The organism is Klebsiella sp. JN_Kp122 (assembly GCF_040062085.1).
Lineage (GTDB): Bacteria > Pseudomonadota > Gammaproteobacteria > Enterobacterales > Enterobacteriaceae > Klebsiella > Klebsiella aerogenes.
This window is the reverse complement of the sequence record NZ_JBEAHW010000027.1, coordinates 42,870-63,011: the sequence shown is the minus strand read 5'-3', so window position 1 is coordinate 63,011 and position 20,142 is coordinate 42,870. Positions and strand designations below refer to the sequence as shown.

Annotated in this window: 19 protein-coding genes; all 19 read right to left on the bottom strand. The window is 54.8% G+C overall.

All coding sequences use genetic code 11. The features are described from left to right. Positions 1 to 216: 216 nt before the first annotated feature. Entirely contained in the window at positions 217 to 1,014 is a 798-nt protein-coding gene (cpoB, locus tag ABLU78_RS12665) for a cell division protein CpoB (protein WP_032712896.1), read from the bottom strand. Between the two features lie 9 nt (positions 1,015 to 1,023). After that, a complete protein-coding gene (gene pal / locus ABLU78_RS12660) occupies positions 1,024 to 1,548 on the bottom strand; it encodes a peptidoglycan-associated lipoprotein Pal (protein ID WP_004859700.1) in 525 nt (174 codons plus the stop codon). Between the two features lie 34 nt (positions 1,549 to 1,582). Then, entirely contained in the window at positions 1,583 to 2,875 is a 1,293-nt protein-coding gene (gene tolB, locus ABLU78_RS12655) for a Tol-Pal system beta propeller repeat protein TolB (protein ID WP_015367659.1), read from the bottom strand. Between the two features lie 130 nt (positions 2,876 to 3,005). Continuing rightward, positions 3,006 to 4,310 carry a cell envelope integrity protein TolA gene (tolA, locus tag ABLU78_RS12650; RefSeq protein WP_015704770.1) on the bottom strand — a complete coding sequence of 435 codons (1,305 nt, stop codon included), beginning with the start codon at positions 4,308 to 4,310 and terminating at the stop codon, positions 3,006 to 3,008. Positions 4,311 to 4,400: 90 nt separating this feature from the next. After that, positions 4,401 to 4,829, bottom strand: coding sequence for a colicin uptake protein TolR (gene tolR, locus ABLU78_RS12645; RefSeq protein WP_015367661.1), 429 nt, complete (start codon positions 4,827 to 4,829; stop codon positions 4,401 to 4,403). Between the two features lie 3 nt (positions 4,830 to 4,832). Further along, positions 4,833 to 5,525 carry a Tol-Pal system protein TolQ gene (gene tolQ / locus ABLU78_RS12640; protein WP_015704769.1) on the bottom strand — a complete coding sequence of 231 codons (693 nt, stop codon included), beginning with the start codon at positions 5,523 to 5,525 and terminating at the stop codon, positions 4,833 to 4,835. Further along, positions 5,522 to 5,926: a tol-pal system-associated acyl-CoA thioesterase gene (ybgC, locus tag ABLU78_RS12635; protein ID WP_004859689.1), complete on the bottom strand. Its 405-nt coding sequence runs from the start codon at positions 5,924 to 5,926 to the stop codon at positions 5,522 to 5,524. Before ybgC ends, tolQ begins: the two co-directional genes overlap by 4 nt. Positions 5,927 to 6,086: 160 nt before the next feature. After that, positions 6,087 to 6,377, bottom strand: coding sequence for a cyd operon protein YbgE (gene ybgE / locus ABLU78_RS12630; RefSeq protein WP_015367664.1), 291 nt, complete (start codon positions 6,375 to 6,377; stop codon positions 6,087 to 6,089). After that, positions 6,377 to 6,490 carry a cytochrome bd-I oxidase subunit CydX gene (gene cydX, locus ABLU78_RS12625; protein WP_004100325.1) on the bottom strand — a complete coding sequence of 38 codons (114 nt, stop codon included), beginning with the start codon at positions 6,488 to 6,490 and terminating at the stop codon, positions 6,377 to 6,379. The genes ybgE and cydX overlap by 1 nt, the downstream gene beginning before the upstream one ends. Positions 6,491 to 6,505: 15 nt before the next feature. Next, a complete protein-coding gene (gene cydB, locus ABLU78_RS12620) occupies positions 6,506 to 7,645 on the bottom strand; it encodes a cytochrome d ubiquinol oxidase subunit II (RefSeq protein ID WP_015367665.1) in 1,140 nt (379 codons plus the stop codon). 15 nt (positions 7,646 to 7,660) lie between these two features. Then, complete coding sequence (cydA, locus tag ABLU78_RS12615) at positions 7,661 to 9,229, bottom strand: cytochrome ubiquinol oxidase subunit I (protein ID WP_015367666.1); 1,569 nt, start codon at positions 9,227 to 9,229, stop codon at positions 7,661 to 7,663. Between the two features lie 791 nt (positions 9,230 to 10,020). Further along, positions 10,021 to 10,890: a succinate--CoA ligase subunit alpha gene (gene sucD, locus ABLU78_RS12610; protein WP_015367669.1), complete on the bottom strand. Its 870-nt coding sequence runs from the start codon at positions 10,888 to 10,890 to the stop codon at positions 10,021 to 10,023. After that, a complete protein-coding gene (gene sucC / locus ABLU78_RS12605) occupies positions 10,890 to 12,056 on the bottom strand; it encodes an ADP-forming succinate--CoA ligase subunit beta (protein ID WP_015367670.1) in 1,167 nt (388 codons plus the stop codon). The genes sucD and sucC overlap by 1 nt, the downstream gene beginning before the upstream one ends. Before the next feature lie 145 nt (positions 12,057 to 12,201). Continuing rightward, entirely contained in the window at positions 12,202 to 13,422 is a 1,221-nt protein-coding gene (odhB, locus tag ABLU78_RS12600) for a 2-oxoglutarate dehydrogenase complex dihydrolipoyllysine-residue succinyltransferase (RefSeq protein ID WP_020079338.1), read from the bottom strand. A gap of 14 nt (positions 13,423 to 13,436) precedes the next feature. Next, entirely contained in the window at positions 13,437 to 16,244 is a 2,808-nt protein-coding gene (gene sucA, locus ABLU78_RS12595) for a 2-oxoglutarate dehydrogenase E1 component (RefSeq protein ID WP_015367672.1), read from the bottom strand. Positions 16,245 to 16,580: 336 nt separating this feature from the next. After that, positions 16,581 to 17,297: a succinate dehydrogenase iron-sulfur subunit SdhB gene (sdhB, locus tag ABLU78_RS12590; RefSeq protein WP_008805686.1), complete on the bottom strand. Its 717-nt coding sequence runs from the start codon at positions 17,295 to 17,297 to the stop codon at positions 16,581 to 16,583. A 15-nt stretch (positions 17,298 to 17,312) separates the two neighbouring features. Beyond that, positions 17,313 to 19,079, bottom strand: a complete 1,767-nt coding sequence (sdhA, locus tag ABLU78_RS12585; protein WP_032707635.1) for a succinate dehydrogenase flavoprotein subunit — start codon at positions 19,077 to 19,079, stop codon at positions 17,313 to 17,315. Continuing rightward, positions 19,079 to 19,426 (bottom strand): succinate dehydrogenase membrane anchor subunit, encoded by a 348-nt coding sequence (gene sdhD / locus ABLU78_RS12580; protein WP_015367674.1) that lies wholly within the window; start codon positions 19,424 to 19,426, stop codon positions 19,079 to 19,081. Before sdhD ends, sdhA begins: the two co-directional genes overlap by 1 nt. Continuing rightward, complete coding sequence (sdhC, locus tag ABLU78_RS12575; protein ID WP_020079340.1) at positions 19,420 to 19,824, bottom strand: succinate dehydrogenase cytochrome b556 subunit; 405 nt, start codon at positions 19,822 to 19,824, stop codon at positions 19,420 to 19,422. Before sdhC ends, sdhD begins: the two co-directional genes overlap by 7 nt. Positions 19,825 to 20,142: the final 318 nt, after the last annotated feature.

Sequence of the window (20,142 nt, the reverse complement as noted above, 5' to 3'; positions counted from 1 at the left end):
AACCTGCGACCAATTGATTAAAAGTCAACTGCTCTACCAACTGAGCTAACGACCCACTCTGGCGTCGCTTTGGGCTTGTTCGATATCCCTTGGCAACGGCGGCATATATTACTGATTTCAGATTTCAGCGCAACTAAAATTTCGATAAAGATCACTTAACTGCTTGGGTTTCGTGCGACAAGACCAGAAATAACGCGATTTCTGGTCATGCCATAATCAACCCAGGGCGTTAAGACGTTTTTGCGCTTGTTTCGCACCATCGGTGCCAGGGAATTTGCTGACTACCTGCTGGTAAACCGCTTTCGCTTTCGCGGTGTCGCCTTTGTCCTGCATGATGACGCCGACTTTAAACATCGCATCCGGCGCTTTCGGGGATTTCGGATAGTTTTTCACCACTGAGGCAAAATAATATGCCGCATCGTCTTTTTTCCCCTTATTGTAGTTCAACTGTCCGAGCCAGTAGTTGGCGTTCGGCTGATAAGTTGAATCCGGGTACTTCTTGACGAAGTTCTGAAACGCCACCATTGCGTCATCCTGGCGGGACGAATCTTTAACCAGCGCAATAGCCGCGTTGTAATCGGTGTTGGCATCCCCGGTCATCGCAGGCGCCCCGGAAGACGCCGCTGGCGCCGTACTGGCGGCAGCCGAACTTTGATCGCCGGAAGACGACGGAGCCTGCGCACCTGCCGCTGCTGCTCCGCCACCGCTCGTCAGCCCGTCGATCTGTTGCAGAATCTGCTTCTGGCGTTCGACAATCTGATTGAGCTGATACTGATTTTCCTGAATCTGACCGCGCAGGGAATCAATATCGCTTTGGTTATCGGAGAGTTGTTGCTGGAGTTGGGTTAAAAGCTGGCTGTGAGCATTGGAAATACGCTCAAGTTGAGTGACGCGGTCTTCGACCGAGCCTGAGCCGACACTACTGATTGGCGCCTGAGCAAAAGCGGCCCAGGGGGCCGCTATGCCAACCAGTAACGACAGACTCAATAAATGATGTCTGAAGTTACTGCTCATGCAATTCTCTTAGTAAACCAGTACGGCGCGACGGTTTTTGGCATATGCCGCTTCGTCATGACCCAGTACTGCAGGTTTTTCTTTACCGTAAGAAACGATGGAAATCTGGTCAGCAGAAACACCTTTGCCCTGCAGATACATCTTAACGGCGTTAGCACGACGCTCACCCAGAGCGATGTTGTATTCCGGAGTACCGCGCTCATCCGCGTGACCTTCTACGGTCACTTTGTAGGACGGGTTGCTACGCAGGAAGTTAGCGTGCGCATCCAGCATTGCAGCGAAGTCAGAACGGATATCGTACTTGTCCAGATCGAAGTAAACGATGTTGTTCTGCTGCAGCTGCTGCATCTGCAGACGAGCTTGCTCTTCGGAAGACATGTTGCCGCCGTTAGCGTTAGCGTCCATACCAGTGCCGGCACCCAGCATGCCTTCACCGCTCTGGTCGTTGCTGGCGTTCTTGTTGGAAGAACACGCCGCGATTGCCATAACCGGCAGAGCGATCATCAGCCCTTTCAGCACTTTGTTCAGTTGCATTTCTTTGATTCCTTTAATAATCAATTATTTATTATCACAGATACGGCGACCAGGCAGGGAATTTTACCTGTCCATCAGTTGCCGGAAGACGCGCTTTGAAACGCCCATCTGTAGAAACCAGATTCAGCACGGATCCCATCCCCTGAGAAGAGCTGTAGATTACCATAGTGCCGTTAGGTGCCAGACTTGGCGTTTCATCTAAAAACGTTGATGACAGAACCTGTACACCACCCGCTTCCAGATCTTGCTTAGCAATGTGCTGCTGACCGTTGGCCGAGCTTACCATTACCATAATTTTACCATCAGCGCTGACGTCAGCATCCTGGTTCTGCGAACCTTCCCAGGTAATACGCTGCGGCGTACCGCCGTTGATGTTGACTTTATACACCTGAGGACGGCCAGCCTGGTCGGAAGTAAACGCCAGGTTCTGGCTATCCGGGAACCAGCTCGGTTCGGTGTTATTGCTGCGACCGTTAGTCACCTGACGAATCTGGCCGGAGCCAAGGTCCATCACGTACAGATTCAGGCTACCGGTTTTCGACAGTGCGAATGCCAGTTTGCTGCCATCCGGCGAGAAGGCCGGCGCGCCGTTGTGCTGCGGGAAGGAGGCAATCTGACGGACTGCGCCATTCGCCAACGTCTGAACTACCAGCGCGGAGCGGCCGCTTTCGAAGGTCACATAGGCCAGTTTAGAACCGTCCGGAGACCATGCCGGCGACATCAGCGGCTGTGATGAACGGTGAACCAGGAACTGATTGTAGCCGTCGTAGTCAGAGACGCGCAGCTCATACGGGAACTGACCGCCATTGGTGCGAACCACGTAAGCGATACGGGTACGGAAAGCGCCTTTAATTCCGGTCAGCTTTTCGAATACCGCGTCACTGGCAGTATGCCCGGCATAACGCAGGTACTGCTTGGTCACTTTGAAAGAGCCTTGCGACAGGATGGTACCCGGCGCACCGCCGGTATCAACCAACTGATAGGCAACCTGGTAAGAACCGTCAGGGTTTGGCGTCACCTGGCCTACGACCACGGCGTCAACGCCCAGCGCGGACCATGCTGCAGGTTGCACTTCCTGAGCGCTACCCGGCTGCTGAGGCAGGCGCGAGCGATCCAGCGGGTTAAACTTGCCGCTGTTACGCAGGTCAGCCGCTACCACGCCGCCAATATCTTCAGGCGCAGCGCCTGGGCCAGCCCACTGGAATGGCACCACACCGATGGGGCGCGCCGAGTCCACCCCCTGGGTGATCTCGATGCGTACTTCTGCGTGCAGCACCGCCGCCCACAGCATCAAAAAACCAAATGCTACTCGTAATGCCTGCTTCATCATATCTCCCTTATCCGGGCGGAAAGCCCACGATAATTTAGCAGAATGTTAACAAACCCAAATACACAAAACTACCAAAACCCTGTGACTACCATAGATTGTTTTTCCCCGCTTGTACGGGGAAAAACGATTACAGTTTAAAGTCTAGTGTCGCATTTTTTATTTTCTCATAAACAGCCTGACTTGGCGGTTTAGGAATACTCGCAGTACGTGCTGCCGTTAATGCCGCCTGACACAGCGCAGGGTCGCCTCCTTCAGAGGTGATATCCTTTAATGTGCCGTCAGGCCCAAGGTTGATATGCAACACGCAACGCTTGCCTTGATAGAGGCTGGCATCATACAGGCGGCTTTGAATAGCCATCTGTATTTGCTTTGCGTATGCGCTGATATCAGCTCCCGTTGCCCCGCCGTTGGCGCCTGAGGCACCGCTATCTTTCGATGGCTGGCCATTACCTTTAGCGCCACCGCCGGTTTTCGGCGCATTCTTACCTGAGCTCAGGTCACCAAGCAGATCGTCAACACCGCTTGCTTCTTTAGCTGCAGCGGCTTTCTTGGCCGCGGCGGCCTTCGCGGCGGCGGCTTTGGCCGCTTTATCAGCCGCCGCTTTTTCTGCTGCGGCAGCTTTGGCGGCAGCGGCTTTTTCGGCTGCTGCGGCTTTTTCAGCAGCGGCTTTTTCCGCGGCAGCTTTCTGGGCAGCGGCTTTCTCAGCGGCGGCCTTTTCTGCCGCAGCCTGTTTCGCCGCTTCCTGCTGAGCTTTCTTCTCGGCCTGCTGCTGCGCTTTCTTCTCTGCATCCTGCTGAGCTTTTTTCGCAGCTTCCGCTTCGGCTTTCTTCTGCGCATCCGCGGCGGCTTTCGCCGCTTCGGCTTCCGCCTGTTTCTTCGCGTCAGCGGCTGCTTTGGCTGCCGCCTTAGCGGCAGCCGCTTCCGCGACTTTCGCCTGGGCATCGGCCTTAGCTTTGGCATCAGCAGCGGCTTTAGCGGCAGCTTCCTGCGCTTCTTTCGCCTGGGCATCTGCTTTCGCTTTTGCCGCGGCCGCCGCCTTGGCTGCCGCTTCTTCAGCCTGTTTTTGCTGCTCTTTCGCTTCTTTAGCCGCTTCCTGCGCCTGCAGACGTTCTTGTTCCATTTGCTTCAGGCGTTCCTGCTCGGCAGCCTGTTTTTCCCGCAGTTCCTCGGCCTGCTGCTGAGCCTGCTTTTCACGCTGCTCGGCCGCGCGACGCGCGCTGGACTGCTGTTGCTGCTGGCGGTTGTAGTTGTTGACTACCGCGCCAGGATCGACCATCACCGCATCGATGGACGAACCTCCGCCGCCGCCGGAAGTATCCAGATGCTCGTCGAACGAACTCCAGATCAGTAGCGCAATCAGAATGATGTGCAGCACCACTGAAACTATGATCGCTCGTTTAAGCTTATCGTTTTGTTCGGTTGCCTTTGACACTATCGGTTCCCAAAAACTGTTCGCCTGTTGCCGCTTAAAAGCAACGGCGGAATGCTATCGATATCCACCGCCGCTCGCTCCGCGGGCCGATTAAATAGGCTTGGTCATTAAGCCAACCGATTTAACCCCTGCGCTATGCAACAGGTTAAGCGCTTTAATGATTTCATCGTAAGGCACATCTTTCGCGCCACCGATAAGGAACACCGTCTTCTCGTTCGCTTCGAGTCGGCGCTTCGCTTCAGCAATGACCTGCTCCGGCGGCAGTTGGGACAACGTTTCCTGACCGACTTTCACGCTGTACTGCCCTACTCCGGAGACTTCAACGATAACCGGTGGTTCATCGTTGCTTTTCACCGCTTGCGACTCCGTGGCGTCCGGCAGATCGACTTCCACGCTCTGCGTAATGATCGGCGCTGTCGCCATGAAGATCAGCAACAGCACCAACAGGACATCCAGCAGCGGAACGATGTTAATCTCGGACTTCAGTTCGCGACGTCCGCGTCCACGTGCTCTGGCCATGGCTTACCCCTTATTGCTTTCGCTGCTGGTAAACGCCTGACGGTGCAGAATGGCGGTGAACTCTTCCATAAAGTTGTCGTAGTTCAGTTCAAGTTTGTTCACGCGCTGGTTCAGACGGTTGTAGGCCATAACCGCCGGGATGGCAGCAAACAGACCGATTGCCGTGGCGATCAGCGCTTCCGCGATCCCCGGCGCAACCATCTGCAGCGTCGCCTGCTTCACCGCGCCGAGGGCGATAAAGGCGTGCATGATCCCCCAGACGGTACCGAACAGGCCGATATACGGGCTGATGGAACCCACGGTGCCAAGGAACGGAATATGCGTTTCCAGCGTTTCCAGTTCGCGGTTCATCGAGATACGCATCGCGCGCGACGCCCCTTCGACAATCGCTTCCGGCGCATGGCTGTTGGCACGATGCAGACGCGCGAACTCTTTAAAGCCGCTGTAAAAAATCTGCTCGGAACCGGCGAGGCTATCGCGACGGCCCTGGCTCTCCTGGTACAGGCGAGACAGTTCAATGCCGGACCAGAACTTATCTTCAAACGCTTCGGCTTCGCGGCTGGCGGAATTGAGGATACGCGTTCTCTGAATAATAATAGCCCAGGAAGCGATAGAAAAACCAATCAAAATCAACATGATAAGTTTAACCAGAAGGCTCGCCTTCAGGAACAAATCAAGGATATTCATGTCAGTCACTGCTTAAACTCCGCGACAATAGACTTGGGAAGCGCACGAGGCTTCATTAAGAGTGGATCAACGCACACAATGAGAACTTCAGCTTCGTTCAAAACTGTATTCTCGGCGTTGACGATTCGCTGCGTGAAAACCAAAGAGGTGCCTCGCATCGAGGTAATTTCCGTCTGGATTTCGAGCATGTCGTCGAGTCTGGCGGGCGCAAAATACTCCAGCGTCATTTTGCGAACGACAAAGGCAACTCGTTCAGCCAACAGAACCTGCTGACTGAAGTGATGGTGGCGCAGCATCTCTGTGCGTGCTCTTTCATAAAAAGCGACGTAACTGGCGTGGTAAACCACACCACCGGCATCGGTATCTTCGTAGTAGACCCGGACCGGCCATCGAAACAGCGTTGTATTCACTTTACATCCCGGTAATGCAAAAAAAGAGTAGTGCTTTCAAACTTCGCTACTATACGCGCGGGAATCGTGGTTTGGAATGGGAGAAAGTAAACGGCGAGTAAATTTTTATGGGCTTATGCAAGCCCATGCGGTTAACAGACTTCTCTTATACTCTTATCTTTCAAAAGAAGAAAAAGATCAGGCCTGCAAAGAGAACAATATCAGCGATAAGCGGACAGAAAATCCCCTGCCAGTGCACGGCTTTCGGACGGAAGCCCACACCGTGAATGACGCCGGCGCACACCGCCCACATCAGCAAGAAACCATGCCAGATTTCAAGCCCACTGGTCTTCGCCGCAAAGCGCGACGGGTCCCAGAAGATGCAGCCTGCCAGCAGCAGCGCCATTAATAAGGAAAGCGCCCTTAACGGGCGCTTGTCCATCATCGCGTAAAGGGTCGCGATAATTTTCATCAATGCTCTTCTTTACCTGCTTTGGTTGCTTCCACGTGCTCAAGCGCCAGCGCGGTAATCACCCCAAAGGCACAGGCAAGCAGCGTTCCCAAAATCCATGCGAAGTACCACATATATAGCTCCTTACCTTAGTACAGCGAGTGGGTGTTCTTTTCGATGTCTTCGCGGGTAATGCGGCCAAACATCTTCCAGTAACACCAGGTGGTGTAGCCGAGGATAATCGGCACAAACACGATAGCCACGTAGGTCATCACATTCAGCGTCAGCTGGCTGGAGGTGGCATCCCACATCGTCAGGCTCGCATTAAGCATCGTGCTGGACGGCATGATGAACGGGAACATCGCGATACCCGCGGTCAGGATGATGCAGGCCAGCGTCAGCGAGGAGAACAGAAACGCCATGGCGCCTTTATCTGCTTTTGTCGACGCGACGGTCAGCAGCGGCAGCACCACGCCCAGGGCAGGAATAGCCCACAGCGCTGGCATATTGTTAAAGTTAACCATCCACGCGCCGGCTTCACGCGCCACTTCTTTGGTCAGCGGGTTAGACGGGCCGGTATGATCCAGCACCGATTTCACCACGTAACCGTCGATACCGTAGTAGACCCATACGCCCGCCAGCGCGAAGCAAACCAGCGTCACCAGCGCCGCCACCGTGGAGACGGTGCGGGTGCGCAGATGCAGTTCGCCTACGGTACGCATCTGCAGGTAGGTCGCACCCTGCGTCAGGATCATCGCCACGCTGACGATACCCGCCAGCAGACCAAACGGATTCAGCAGCTGGAAGAAGTTGCCGGTGTAGTACAGACGCAGATACTCATCAATATGGAACGGTACGCCCTGCAGCAGGTTGCCGAAAGCCACGCCGATAACCAGCGGCGGCACAAAGCTCCCCACGAAGATGCCCCAGTCCCACATGTTGCGCCAGCGGGTATCTTCAATCTTGGAGCGGTAGTCGAAGCCCACCGGACGGAAGAATAAAGATGCCAGCACCAGAATCATCGCCACATAGAAGCCGGAGAACGCGGCGGCGTATACCATCGGCCAGGCAGCAAACAGCGCGCCGCCGGCGGTGATGAGCCACACCTGGTTTCCGTCCCAGTGCGGGGCGATGGAGTTGATCATGATTCGACGCTCGGTGTCATTACGACCGAGGAAACGGGTGAGCATGCCCACCCCCATGTCGAAACCGTCGGCGACGGCGAAGCCAATCAGCAGGATGCCGATCAGTAGCCACCAGATTAAACGCAATACTTCATAATCGATCATTTGACGACTCCTGTCTTAGCGTGCCGACTGAATAGCCGCGGAGGACTGTTCAAAGTGATAGCGACCCGTTTTCAGGCTGCTCGGTCCTTTGCGGGCAAACTTGAACATCAGGAACAGTTCAGCCACCAGGAACAGCGTATACAGACCGCAGATCAGCAACATCGAGAAGATCAGATCGCCCGCGGTCAGCGATGAGTTCGCCACCGCTGTAGGCAGCACTTCACCAATCGCCCACGGCTGACGGCCATATTCGGCAACAAACCAGCCCGCTTCAACGGCAATCCACGGCAGCGGCAGACCGAAGAACGCGGCGCGCAGCAGCCATTTTTTCTCGCCAATGCGGTTACGAATCACGGTCCAGAAAGAGGCGCCGATAATCAACAGCATCAGTACGCCGCACGCCACCATGATACGGAAGGCGAAGTACAGCGGCGCTACGCTCGGAATAGAGTCTTTGGTCGCTTTAGCAATCTGCTCTTCCGTGGCGTCGGCGACGTTCGGGGTATAGCGCTTGAGCAGCAGGCCATAACCGAGGTCTTTCTTAACATCATTGAACCGATCGCGTACCGCCTGATCGGTGGAACCGGCGCGCAGCTGTTCCAGCAGCGCATAGGCTTTCATCCCGTTACGAATACGCTCTTCATGCTGCGCCATCAGATCTTTCAGGCCGATAACCGGCTTATCCACCGAGCGGGTAGCGATGATACCCAGCGCGTAAGGGATCTGGATGGAGAAGTGGTTGGTTTGCGCTTCCTGATCGGGAATACCAAACAGGGTAAAGGCAGCCGGCGCCGGCTGAGTTTCCCATTCTGCTTCAATCGCCGCCAGTTTGGTTTTCTGCACGTCACCCATTTCGTAACCGGACTCATCGCCGAGGACGATAACGGAGAGGATAGCGGCCATACCAAAGCTTGCAGCAATCGCGAAGGAGCGCTTAGCAAAGGCGAAATCACGGCCTTTAAGCATGTACCAGGAGCTGATAGCAAGGATGAACATCGCGCCAGTCACATAGCCGGAGGCCACGGTGTGGACGAATTTAACCTGAGCAACCGGGTTCAGGACCAGCTCAGAGAAGCTGACCATCTCCATACGCATGGTTTCAAAGTTAAAATCCGATGCGATCGGGTTCTGCATCCAGCCGTTGGCCACAAGGATCCACAGCGCGGAGAGGTTAGACCCCAGAGCGACCAGCCAGGTCACCGCCATGTGCTGAACTTTGCCCAGACGATCCCAACCGAAGAAGAACAGACCTACAAAGGTAGATTCGAGGAAGAAGGCCATCAGACCTTCAATGGCCAGCGGCGCACCGAAGATATCGCCCACATAGTGAGAATAGTAAGACCAGTTAGTCCCGAACTGGAACTCCATGGTCAAACCGGTTGCGACACCCAGAGCGAAGTTGATACCAAACAACTTGCCCCAGAACTTGGTCATATCTTTATAAATCTGTTTGCCGGAAAGGACGTAGACCGTTTCCATGATGGCCAGCAGGAACGCCATACCGAGCGTTAGCGGCACAAAAAGGAAGTGGTACATCGCGGTCAAGGCAAACTGTAAGCGCGACAGTTCGACTATATCTAACATCATGACTCCTTGCTCATCGCATGAAGACTCCGAGAACGAACCCAAAATTCAGGTTCATACGCATGCCCCAATACAAAATTATTTGCTCCCTGGTACGTTACTGCTCATCTGGCGATGAAACAGTGCCCTCGCAAAGGTTACAAATACGTTAACGAAAAAACCAAATGATTCTCTAATATATTACGCCGCAATAACCTTACAATAAATAGGATTTTATTGTTCCAGCTTTACATTTTTCGACGGTGATCAATATATAGCGAAAATGCCCTGAATAGGCCAATTTGATTTGCGACAATTTAACGTTTTTTGGGGATTTTTTCCAAGTATTAAGCATTGATATAAATCAATTTTTCCCGCCTATGTTAATTATGTGGCGCAATAAAGAATAACAGTGAAATTGATGTTAAAAATGTGTTTAAAGTCTGCCGCTAGCGGTTACTAAAAAGAGAGAGATGAGAATTATAGGTAATATAATTTTAACTTTGACCAATTTAAGGTAAGAAATGATGCGATCCTAATAATGTTAGACCGGTCACACTATTTTTCCCAATCGAAATGCAAAAAATAACGTCTGCGTTTTTCTGTTTATTTTCACATAAAATTAACCATCTCCCCGCCCCCGGCAAAGCGGCGAGTGATTATTCCCAATAATATTCAGTAAATCAATATAATAGCGTTTTTTAACGCAAGAGAGCGCCTGCGGCTGTCGACAAGGCAAAAAAAAGGCCACCTGACGGTGGCCAACCATGTCGAAATCGGACATTAGTCTGCTCCTGAGGAGCAGTGAGGGTTTACTTGATGATAGCTTTCAGCGCTTCGCCGATATCCGCCAGGCTGCGAACGGTTTTCACACCGGCCGCTTCCAGCGCAGCAAATTTCTCATCAGCAGTACCTTTACCGCCCGCGATGATGGCGCCGGCGTGGCCCATACGCTTGCCTTTCGGCGCGGTAACGCCCGCGATGTAGCCGACAACCGGCTTAGTCACGTGCTCTTTAATGTAAGCTGCCGCTTCTTCTTCCGCGCTGCCGCCGATTTCACCGATCATGACGATCGCTTCGGTCTGCGGGTCTTCCTGGAACATTTTCAGGATATCGATGAAGTTGGAGCCCGGGATCGGGTCGCCGCCGATACCGACGCAGGTAGACTGGCCGAAGCCGTAGTCGGTGGTCTGCTTAACCGCTTCATAGGTCAGGGTACCGGAACGGGAAACGATGCCCACTTTACCCGGCTTGTGAATGTGACCCGGCATGATGCCGATTTTGCATTCGCCCGGGGTGATAACGCCTGGGCAGTTCGGGCCGATCATGCGAACGCCAGCTTCGTCCAGCTTCACTTTCACGGTCAGCATATCCAGGGTCGGGATACCTTCGGTGATGGTGATAATCAGCTTAATGCCCGCGTCGATAGCCTCCAGAATGGAGTCTTTGCAGAACGGCGCCGGAACGTAGATGACGGTCGCAGTCGCGCCGGTGGCTTCAACGGCTTCGCGCACGGTGTTAAATACCGGCAGGCCCAGGTGGGTGGTGCCGCCTTTACCTGGCGTTACGCCGCCAACCATCTGAGTGCCGTAAGCGATCGCTTGTTCAGAGTGGAATGTACCCTGGCTACCGGTAAAGCCCTGGCAGATAACCTTGGTGTCTTTATTAATTAAAACTGACATTATTTCCCCTCCACTGCGGCAACAACCTGCTGTGCTGCGTCCGTCAGACTTTTCGCTGCAATAATATTCAGGCCGCTGTCAGCCAGTTTTTTCGCGCCCAGTTCGGCGTTGTTACCTTCGAGACGTACAACAACCGGTACGTTAACACCCACTTCTTCAACCGCGCCGATGATGCCGTCAGCGATCAGGTCGCAACGTACGATACCGCCGAAGATGTTAACCAGAACCGCTTTAACGTTGTCGTCAGAGAGGATGATTTTGAACGCTTCGGTCACGCGCTCTTTGGTGGCGCCGCCGCCAACGTCGAGGAAGTTAGCCGGTTCGCCGCCGTGCAGCTTAACGATGTCCATGGTACCCATCGCCAGGCCTGCGCCGTTAACCATGCAACCGATGTTGCCGTCGAGGGCAACGTAGTTCAGTTCCCACTGCGCCGCCTGAGCTTCGCGCGGATCTTCCTGAGACTGGTCGCGCATTTCACGCAGATCCGGCTGGCGGAACAGCGCGTTGCCGTCAGCGCCCAGTTTACCGTCGAGGCAGATCAGGTCACCCTGCTTGGTGATAACCAGCGGGTTGATTTCGATCAGCGCCAGATCGCGCTCCAGGAAGATGGTCGCCAGACCCATGAAGATCTTGGTGAACTGCTGAACCTGTTTACCTTCCAGACCCAGTTTGAACGCCAGTTCGCGACCCTGGTAAGGCATCGGGCCCGCCAGCGGATCGATGGCGATCTTGTGGATCAGGTGCGGGGTTTCTTCCGCTACTTTTTCGATTTCCACGCCGCCTTCGGTAGACGCCATGAACACCACGCGACGGGAGCTACGGTCAACAACCGCGCCCAGATACAGCTCTTTATCAATATCGGTCGCTGCTTCAACCAGAATCTGGTTTACCGGCTGGCCGTTAGCATCTGTTTGGTAAGTCACCAGGCGTTTGCCCAGCCAATGCTCAGCAAAAGCGCGAATCTCTTCTTTGCTCTTAACTACTTTCACACCGCCCGCTTTACCGCGGCCACCAGCGTGAACCTGACATTTCACTACCCACGGACCCGCGCCGATTTTTGAAGCGGCTTCTTCTGCTTCACGCGGAGTAGTACAGGCATAACCCACCGGCGCCGGTAAGCCATAGCGGGCAAAAAGTTGTTTTGCCTGATATTCATGTAAGTTCATGTGTTCAGTCCATCCTTCAGGTAATAATTATCTTTAAACCTGTAGGCCTGATAAGACGCGCAAGCGTCGCCATCAGGCATCTCATCAACGCCGGATGGCGGCGCGAACGCCTTATCCGGCCTACGGTAGGTAATACTCTTACTGACTACACGTCCAGCAGCAGACGAGTCGGATCTTCCAGCAGCTCTTTAATCGCTACCAGGAAGCCTACCGATTCACGTCCGTCGATCAGACGGTGGTCGTAGGAGAGCGCCAGGTACATCATCGGCAGAATTTCTACCTTGCCATTGACCGCCATCGGACGGTCTTTAATGGCATGCATACCCAGAATGGCGCTCTGCGGTGGGTTGATGATCGGCGTGGACATCAGAGAACCGAATACGCCGCCGTTGGTAATGGTGAAGTTACCGCCGGTCAGGTCATCTACGGTCAGCTTGCCGTCACGGCCTTTCACTGCCAGCTCTTTAATATTCTTTTCGATATCCGCCATGCCCAGCAGGTCAACGTCACGCAGCACCGGAGTCACCAGGCCACGTGGGGTCGAAACCGCCATGCTCACGTCGAAGTAGTTGTGATAAACCACATCGTCGCCATCGATGGAAGCATTCACTTCCGGGTAGCGTTTCAGCGCTTCAACAACCGCTTTCACGTAGAAGGACATGAAGCCCAGACGGATACCGTGACGTTTTTCGAACGCTTCGCCGTACTGCTTACGCAGATCCATAATCGGCTTCATGTTGACTTCGTTGAACGTGGTCAGCATGGCGGTAGAGTTTTTCGCTTCCAGCAGACGCTCGGCAACGCGTTTACGCAGACGGGTCATCGGTACGCGTTTTTCAGAGCGGTGGCCCAGTTGCGCAACCGGCGCCGCAGCAGCGGCTGGCGCTTTCGCTTCAGCTTTCGCCGGCGCGCTCGCCAGATGTTTCTCAACGTCTTCGCGGGTCAGGCGGCCGCCAACGCCGGTGCCTTTAATCGCCGCCGCGTCGAGGCTGTGTTCAGCCAGCAGACGACGGATAGCCGGGCTAAGCGCGTCGTTGCTCTGCTCTTCCAGAGACGCTTGCTGACGCTGAGCCGGGGTGGACTCTTTGGTATCAGCTTTCGCATCAGCGGCTTTACCGGCGCTGTTGCCTTCACGCAGGCGGCCCAGAATCTGACGAGACAGCACGGTGGCGCCTTCGTCTTCCAGTACTGCATCCAGAATGCCGTCCGCTGATGCCGGTACTTCCAGTACCACTTTGTCAGTTTCGATTTCGACCAGAACTTCGTCGCGGACTACCGCGTCGCCCGGTTTTTTGTGCCAGGTGGCGACGGTTGCGTCAGCTACGGACTCAGGAAGGTCGGGAACCAGAATATCTACGCTACTCATTGTGTATCCTTTAATTAATCGACGTTCAGCGCGTCATTGACCAGATCTTGTTGCTGTTTCTGGTGAACGGACATATACCCTACCGCCGGAGAGGCGGAGGCCGGGCGGCCTGCATAACGCAGAGAGGCCCCAAATGGAACTACTTCACGAAGGTGGTGCTGGCTGCAGTACCATGCGCCCTGGTTGAGCGGCTCTTCCTGGCACCAGACAAAATCGTGGACGTGCGAGTAAGCTTTCAGCGCTTCCTGTACCGCCTGATGCGGGAACGGATAGAGCTGTTCGATACGCACGATGGCGACATCTTTTTGCTCGTTTTTACGGCGCTGTTCCAGCAGGTCGTAGTAAACCTTACCAGAGCACAGTACGACGCGTTTCACGGCTTGCGGATCGAGCTCGTCGATTTCGCCAATCGCCGGCATAAAGGTGCCGTTCGCCAGTTCGTCCATGCTGGAAACCGCCAGCGGGTGACGCAGCAGAGATTTCGGCGACATGACCACCAGCGGACGGCGCATACCGCGCAGCGCCTGACGACGCAGCATGTGGTAAACCTGTGCCGGAGTGGACGGTACGCAAACCTGCATGTTCTGCTCAGCGCACAGCTGCAGATAACGTTCCAGACGCGCGGAGGAGTGCTCCGGGCCCTGCCCTTCGTAGCCGTGCGGCAGCAGCATCACCAGGCCGCACATCCGGCCCCATTTCTGCTCGCCGGAGCTGATGAACTGGTCAATCACCACCTGCGCGCCGTTGGCGAAGTCGCCGAACTGCGCTTCCCAGATGGTCAGGGTGCGTGGTTCCGCGGTGGCGTAACCATATTCGAATGCCAGTACCGCTTCTTCAGACAGCACGGAATCCCAGACGCGGAACTGGCCCTGACCGTTGTGTACGTTCTGCAGCGGCGTATAGGTAGAACCGTTGCTCTGGTTATGGATAACCGCATGACGGTGGAAGAAGGTACCGCGACCGGAGTCTTCGCCGGACAGACGCACCGGGATACCCTCATCAACCAGGGTGGCGTACGCCAGGTTTTCCGCCGCGCCCCAGTCGAACAGTTTCTCACCGGCGGCCATCAACTGACGGTCGCCGTAGATTTTCGCTACGCGAGACTGCATCTCAACGGTTTCCGGCACCGTACTGATGCGTTTGGCCAGCTCTTGCAGACGTTTTGGCTCAACTTTATCCGGGTAGCTCTCGTCCCACTCATGGTTGAGGTATGGAGACCAGGTAAAGGAGTGCATGTTCATCGGACGCCATTCCGCTACCACGCAATCGCCGGCATCCAGCGCATCGCGGTAGAGGTTAACCTGTTCGGTAGCGTCTTCCAGCGTCGCGACTTTGTCCTGTTCCAGCTTGTCAGCATAGATTTTGCGCGGAGTCGGATGCTTTTTGATTTTCTGGTACATCAGCGGCTGGGTTGCACTCGGCTCGTCGGCTTCGTTGTGGCCGTGACGGCGGTAGCACACCAGGTCGATGAAGACATCGCGTTTGAAGGTATTACGGAAATCCAACGCCAGACGGGTAACGAAAGCAACCGCTTCCGGGTCATCCGCGTTAACGTGGAAAATCGGCGCCTGAACCATCTTACCGATATCGGTGCAGTACGGCGTAGAACGCGCATCCAGCGGGTTGGACGTGGTGAAGCCAACCTGGTTGTTGATAACGATGCGAACGGTTCCGCCCACTTCGTAACCGCGCGCTTTGGACATGTTCAGGGTTTCCTGAACCACGCCCTGGCCGGCTACCGCGGCGTCGCCGTGGATGGTGATTGGCAGCACTTTGTTGCTGCTCGGCTCGTCCAGACGATCCAGACGGGCGCGTACGGAGCCGATAACCACCGGGCTAACGATTTCCAGATGCGACGGGTTAAACGCCAGCGCCAGGTGAACCAGACCGCCTTCGGTTTCCATATCGGAAGAGAAGCCCATGTGGTACTTCACGTCGCCGGTGCCGAGGTGTTCTTTATGTTTGCCCGCGAATTCGTCGAACAGGTCCTGCGGTTTTTTACCCAGCACGTTGACCAGTACGTTCAGACGACCACGGTGCGCCATGCCCAGCACCACTTCACGGGTGCCGCTTTTACCGGCGTGGCGGATGATCTCTTTGAGCATCGGGATTAACGCATCGCCGCCTTCCAGCGAGAAGCGTTTCGCGCCCGGGAATTTGGCGCCGAGATAGCGCTCCAGGCCTTCCGCGGCGGTCAGCTCGCTCAGGAAGCGCTTTTTCTCTTCCGCGGTAAAGCTCGCTTTGCCTGCTACTGACTCAATGCGCTGCTGGATCCAGCGTTTTTCTTCAGTAGAGGTGATGTGCATGTATTCCGCGCCGATGGAGCCGCAGTAGGTTTGCTTAAGCGCCGCGATCAGGTCGCCCAGCTTCATCGTGTCTTTTCCGATGGCGAAAGAACCTACGTTATAGCTTTCCTGGAAATCGGCCTCGGTGAGATCGTGGTAAGCCGGATCGAGATCCGCCACTCTCTCTTGCTGCCACAGTCCCAGCGGATCGAGATTCGCCTGCTGGTGACCACGGAAGCGGTATGCGTTGATGAGCTGCAGGACTTTAACCTGCTTCACATTGGTATCAGGGTCGGATATCGAAGAAGTGTAACGTGAGGCATCCTTCGCCAGTCGACGGAAATAATCACGCGTTTTCGAATGAAATTGATCCGGTTTAACTCCGGTGCCAGGTAACTGCTGGAACATCGAACGCCAGTTGGCGTCAACAGAGTCAGGATCGGTTAAGAAGTCTTCATAGAGCTGTTCTATCCAGCTCTGGTTCGAACCAGAGAGGTAAGAAGAGTCCAGCCAGGCTTTCATTGCGCCGTTCTGCATCGTGATCCCTTAAGCATTTTTATGCTTATTTCGCCGTAGAAACTACCACGCACACCGAGTGCACGTGCCGGGGTTCACTTGTTGCGGACGAGTTGTGGTTTCTATCCGCTAAGGAACCTTTAAAAACTGTCTAACTATCAGGGGCAGTTTTTAGAGGTTTCCTGCTATCTCTATTGCCTGATGGCGCTTCGCTTATCAGGCCTACACATTACTGGTACATCTTGTGGCGGTTTTTAAAGATTTCCTGCTATATCCCCGGCGGCGCTCAGGCTTGCCGGGGCTACTGCTTTGGTAGCCCGGATAAGCGCACGCGCCATCCGGGACAGACCGTGTTGCTTACGCGCTGCGCTGCAGCAGCATCGACTTAATATGGCCGATAGCGCGCGTTGGGTTCAATCCCTTAGGACACACACTGACGCAGTTCATAATGCTGTGACAGCGGAATACGCTGAAAGCATCGCTCAGACCTTCCAGACGCTCGCTGGTTTCGGTATCGCGACTGTCGATCAGGAAGCGATACGCGGCCAGAAGGCCTGCCGGGCCGATGAACTTGTCCGGGTTCCACCAGAACGACGGGCAAGAGGTCGAACAACATGCGCACAGAATACACTCGTACAGACCATCGAGTTTCTCGCGCTGCTCAGGCATCTGCAGATGCTCGCGAGCCGGAGGATTTTGCCCATTATTCAATAAGTAAGGCTTGATCTTCTCATATTGTGCGTAGAATTGCCCCATGTCTACCACCAAATCGCGGATAACCGGCAATCCAGGCAGCGGACGGATAACAATTTTCTTACCCGGCTGATTCAGCGCGGAGATCGGCGTGATGCACGCCAGACCATTTTTACCGTTCATGTTCAGACCATCGGAACCGCACACCCCTTCACGGCAGGAGCGGCGGAACGACAGCGACGGATCTTTTTCTTTCAGCTGGATAAGCGCATCCAGCAACATCATGTCGCGACCTTCTTCCGCTTCGAGGGTGTAATCCTGCATATGCGGAGCGTCGTCAACATCCGGGTTATAGCGATAAATTGAAAACTCGAGTTTCATATTCCTGTCTCCGCATTAATAAGTACGAATCTTCGGCGGGAATGCCGGACGCAGTTTCGGTTCCATGTTGACCGCTCGACGCGTCATGGATTCCGACTCTGGCAGATACAGGGAATGGCACAGCCAGTTTTCATCATCACGTTCCGGGAAGTCGAAGCGGCTATGCGCGCCGCGGCTTTCGGTACGGAAGTTTGCGGATACCGCCGTGGAATAAGCCGTTTCCATCAGGTTATCCAGCTCCAGACACTCGACGCGCTGGGTGTTGAACTCGCTGGAAGTGTCGTCCAGGCGCGCATTTTTCAGACGCTCGCGGATCTCTTTCAGCTGTTCCAGACCTTTATGCATCGCGTCGCCTTCACGGAAGACCGAGAAGTTATGCTGCATACATTCCTGCAGCGCTTTGCGGATAGCAACCGGGTCTTCGCCGGAACGGGTGTTGTTCCAACGATTCAGACGGTCCAGGGAAGCTTCGACATCGGACTCGCTGGCAGCGCGCAGCGCGCCCTGCTCGGCGATGGATTCCTGCAGATGCAGACCCGCCGCGCGGCCGAAGACCACCAGGTCCAGCAGCGAGTTGCCGCCCAGACGGTTGGCGCCGTGTACCGATACGCAGGCGATTTCGCCAACGGCGAACAGGCCCGGGATCACCACATCTTCGCCCTTCTCGTTCACGGTCAGCGCCTGGCCGGTCACTTTGGTCGGAATACCGCCCATCATGTAGTGGCAGGTTGGGATAACCGGAATCGGTTCTTTAACCGGGTCAACGTGGGCAAAGGTACGAGACAGTTCAAGAATGCCCGGCAGACGGGATTCCAGCACTTCTTTACCCAAGTGATCCAGTTTCAGCTTGGCGTGCGGGCCCCACGGACCATCGCAGCCGCGGCCTTCGCGGATTTCGATCATGATGGAACGCGCCACCACGTCACGACCCGCCAGGTCTTTCGCGTTCGGCGCATAACGCTCCATAAAGCGCTCGCCGTGTTTGTTCAGCAGGTAACCGCCTTCGCCGCGGCAACCTTCGGTGACCAGCACCCCCGCCCCGGCGATACCGGTCGGGTGGAACTGCCACATTTCCATATCCTGCACCGGAACGCCCGCGCGCAGAGCCATACCGACGCCGTCGCCGGTGTTGATGTGGGCGTTGGTGGTGGATTGATAAATACGGCCTGCGCCGCCGGTCGCCAGCACGGTAGCGCGAGCTTTGAAGTACACGACTTCACCGGTTTCGATGCACAGAGCGGTACAACCGACCACCGCACCGTCCTGGTTTTTCACCAGATCGAGGGCATACCATTCGGAGAAGATAGTGGTGTGGTTTTTCAGGTTCTGTTGATACAGGGTGTGCAGCAGCGCGTGACCGGTACGGTCGGCCGCCGCCGCGGTACGTGCCGCCTGCTCGCCGCCGAAGTTTTTCGACTGGCCGCCAAACGGACGCTGATAAATACGGCCGTCATCAAGACGGGAGAACGGCAGACCCATATGTTCCAGCTCAAGAATCGCTTCCGGGCCGGTCTTACACATATATTCGATGGCGTCCTGGTCGCCGATATAGTCCGACCCTTTCACGGTGTCGTACATGTGCCATTCCCAGTTATCTTCATGGGTATTACCGAGCGCAACGGTGATGCCACCCTGCGCGGAAACGGTATGGGAACGGGTAGGGAAAACTTTAGAGAGCAGCGCACAGGTCTGTCCGCTCTGGGAAATCTGCAGCGCCGCGCGCATACCTGCGCCGCCGGCACCAATTACAACTGCATCAAATTCTCTGACTGGCAATTTCATTACACACCCCACACCACAACAAATCCATAAAGAACGTAAGCCACCAGCGCCACAACGATAATCAGTTGCAGAACTAAGCGCACGGCCAGTGGTTTAACGTAGTCCGTCAACACCTGCCACATACCGATCCAGGCGTGAATCAGGATGGAAACGAGAGCCAGCAGGGTAAAGACTTTGGTGAACGCGGAGGAGAAGAATCCGGTCCAGATTTCCCAGGAGATCTCACCGGAGGTGGCGAAGAAGCCAACCATGTAGATGATGTAGAGGGTCAGAACGATGGCGGTAGCACGGACCAGAATAAAGTCATGTACGCCGTTGCGTCCCAGTGCTGAGGCGTTGCTTACCATACGAGGACTCCTGCGAGAAGTGAAAGCACGACAGTAATAACAAAAGAAATTTTGGCGGAGCGTGTCCCTGCTTCGAGGGTTTCTTCCAGATAGCCAAAGTCCATCAGCAGATGGCGGATACCGACAACGGCGTGATAAGCCAGCGCGGTGAGGATGCCCCACATGATGAACTTCACGAAGAAGCTATTCATGATGGAGGCGGCCGTTAGGAAGCCCTCCGGAGAGGAAAGGCTGGTGCCCAGCAACCAAAGCAGAATACCGACCGCCACAAAAGTGATCACACCGGATACGCGATGGAGAATGGACGCTATCGCCGTGATTGGGAATCGAATCGTTTGTAGATCCAGATTGACAGGTCTTTGTTTTTTCACATTTCTTACCATGAATAACGCCCACATGCTGTTCTTATTGTTTCCTTCCTCCGGTCTGCTTGCGGGTCAGACAGCGTCCTTTCTATAACCAGAAGTCATGTTAAAACCCCTTTCCAGGAGTAAAAGCGTGACCAAACAACGCTGGGTGGCTCGGGATTGCAGGGTGTTCCGGAGACCTGGCGGCAGTATAGGCCGTTCACAAAATCATTACAATTAACCTACATATAGTTTGTCGGGTTTTGTCCGGAACAGTGATCAAGGTCACGATTACAACATTATTTTAAATTTTAATCACCTGATTTGACAAATATTAAACATTCTTGTTACAACCATTACTAGATTAAT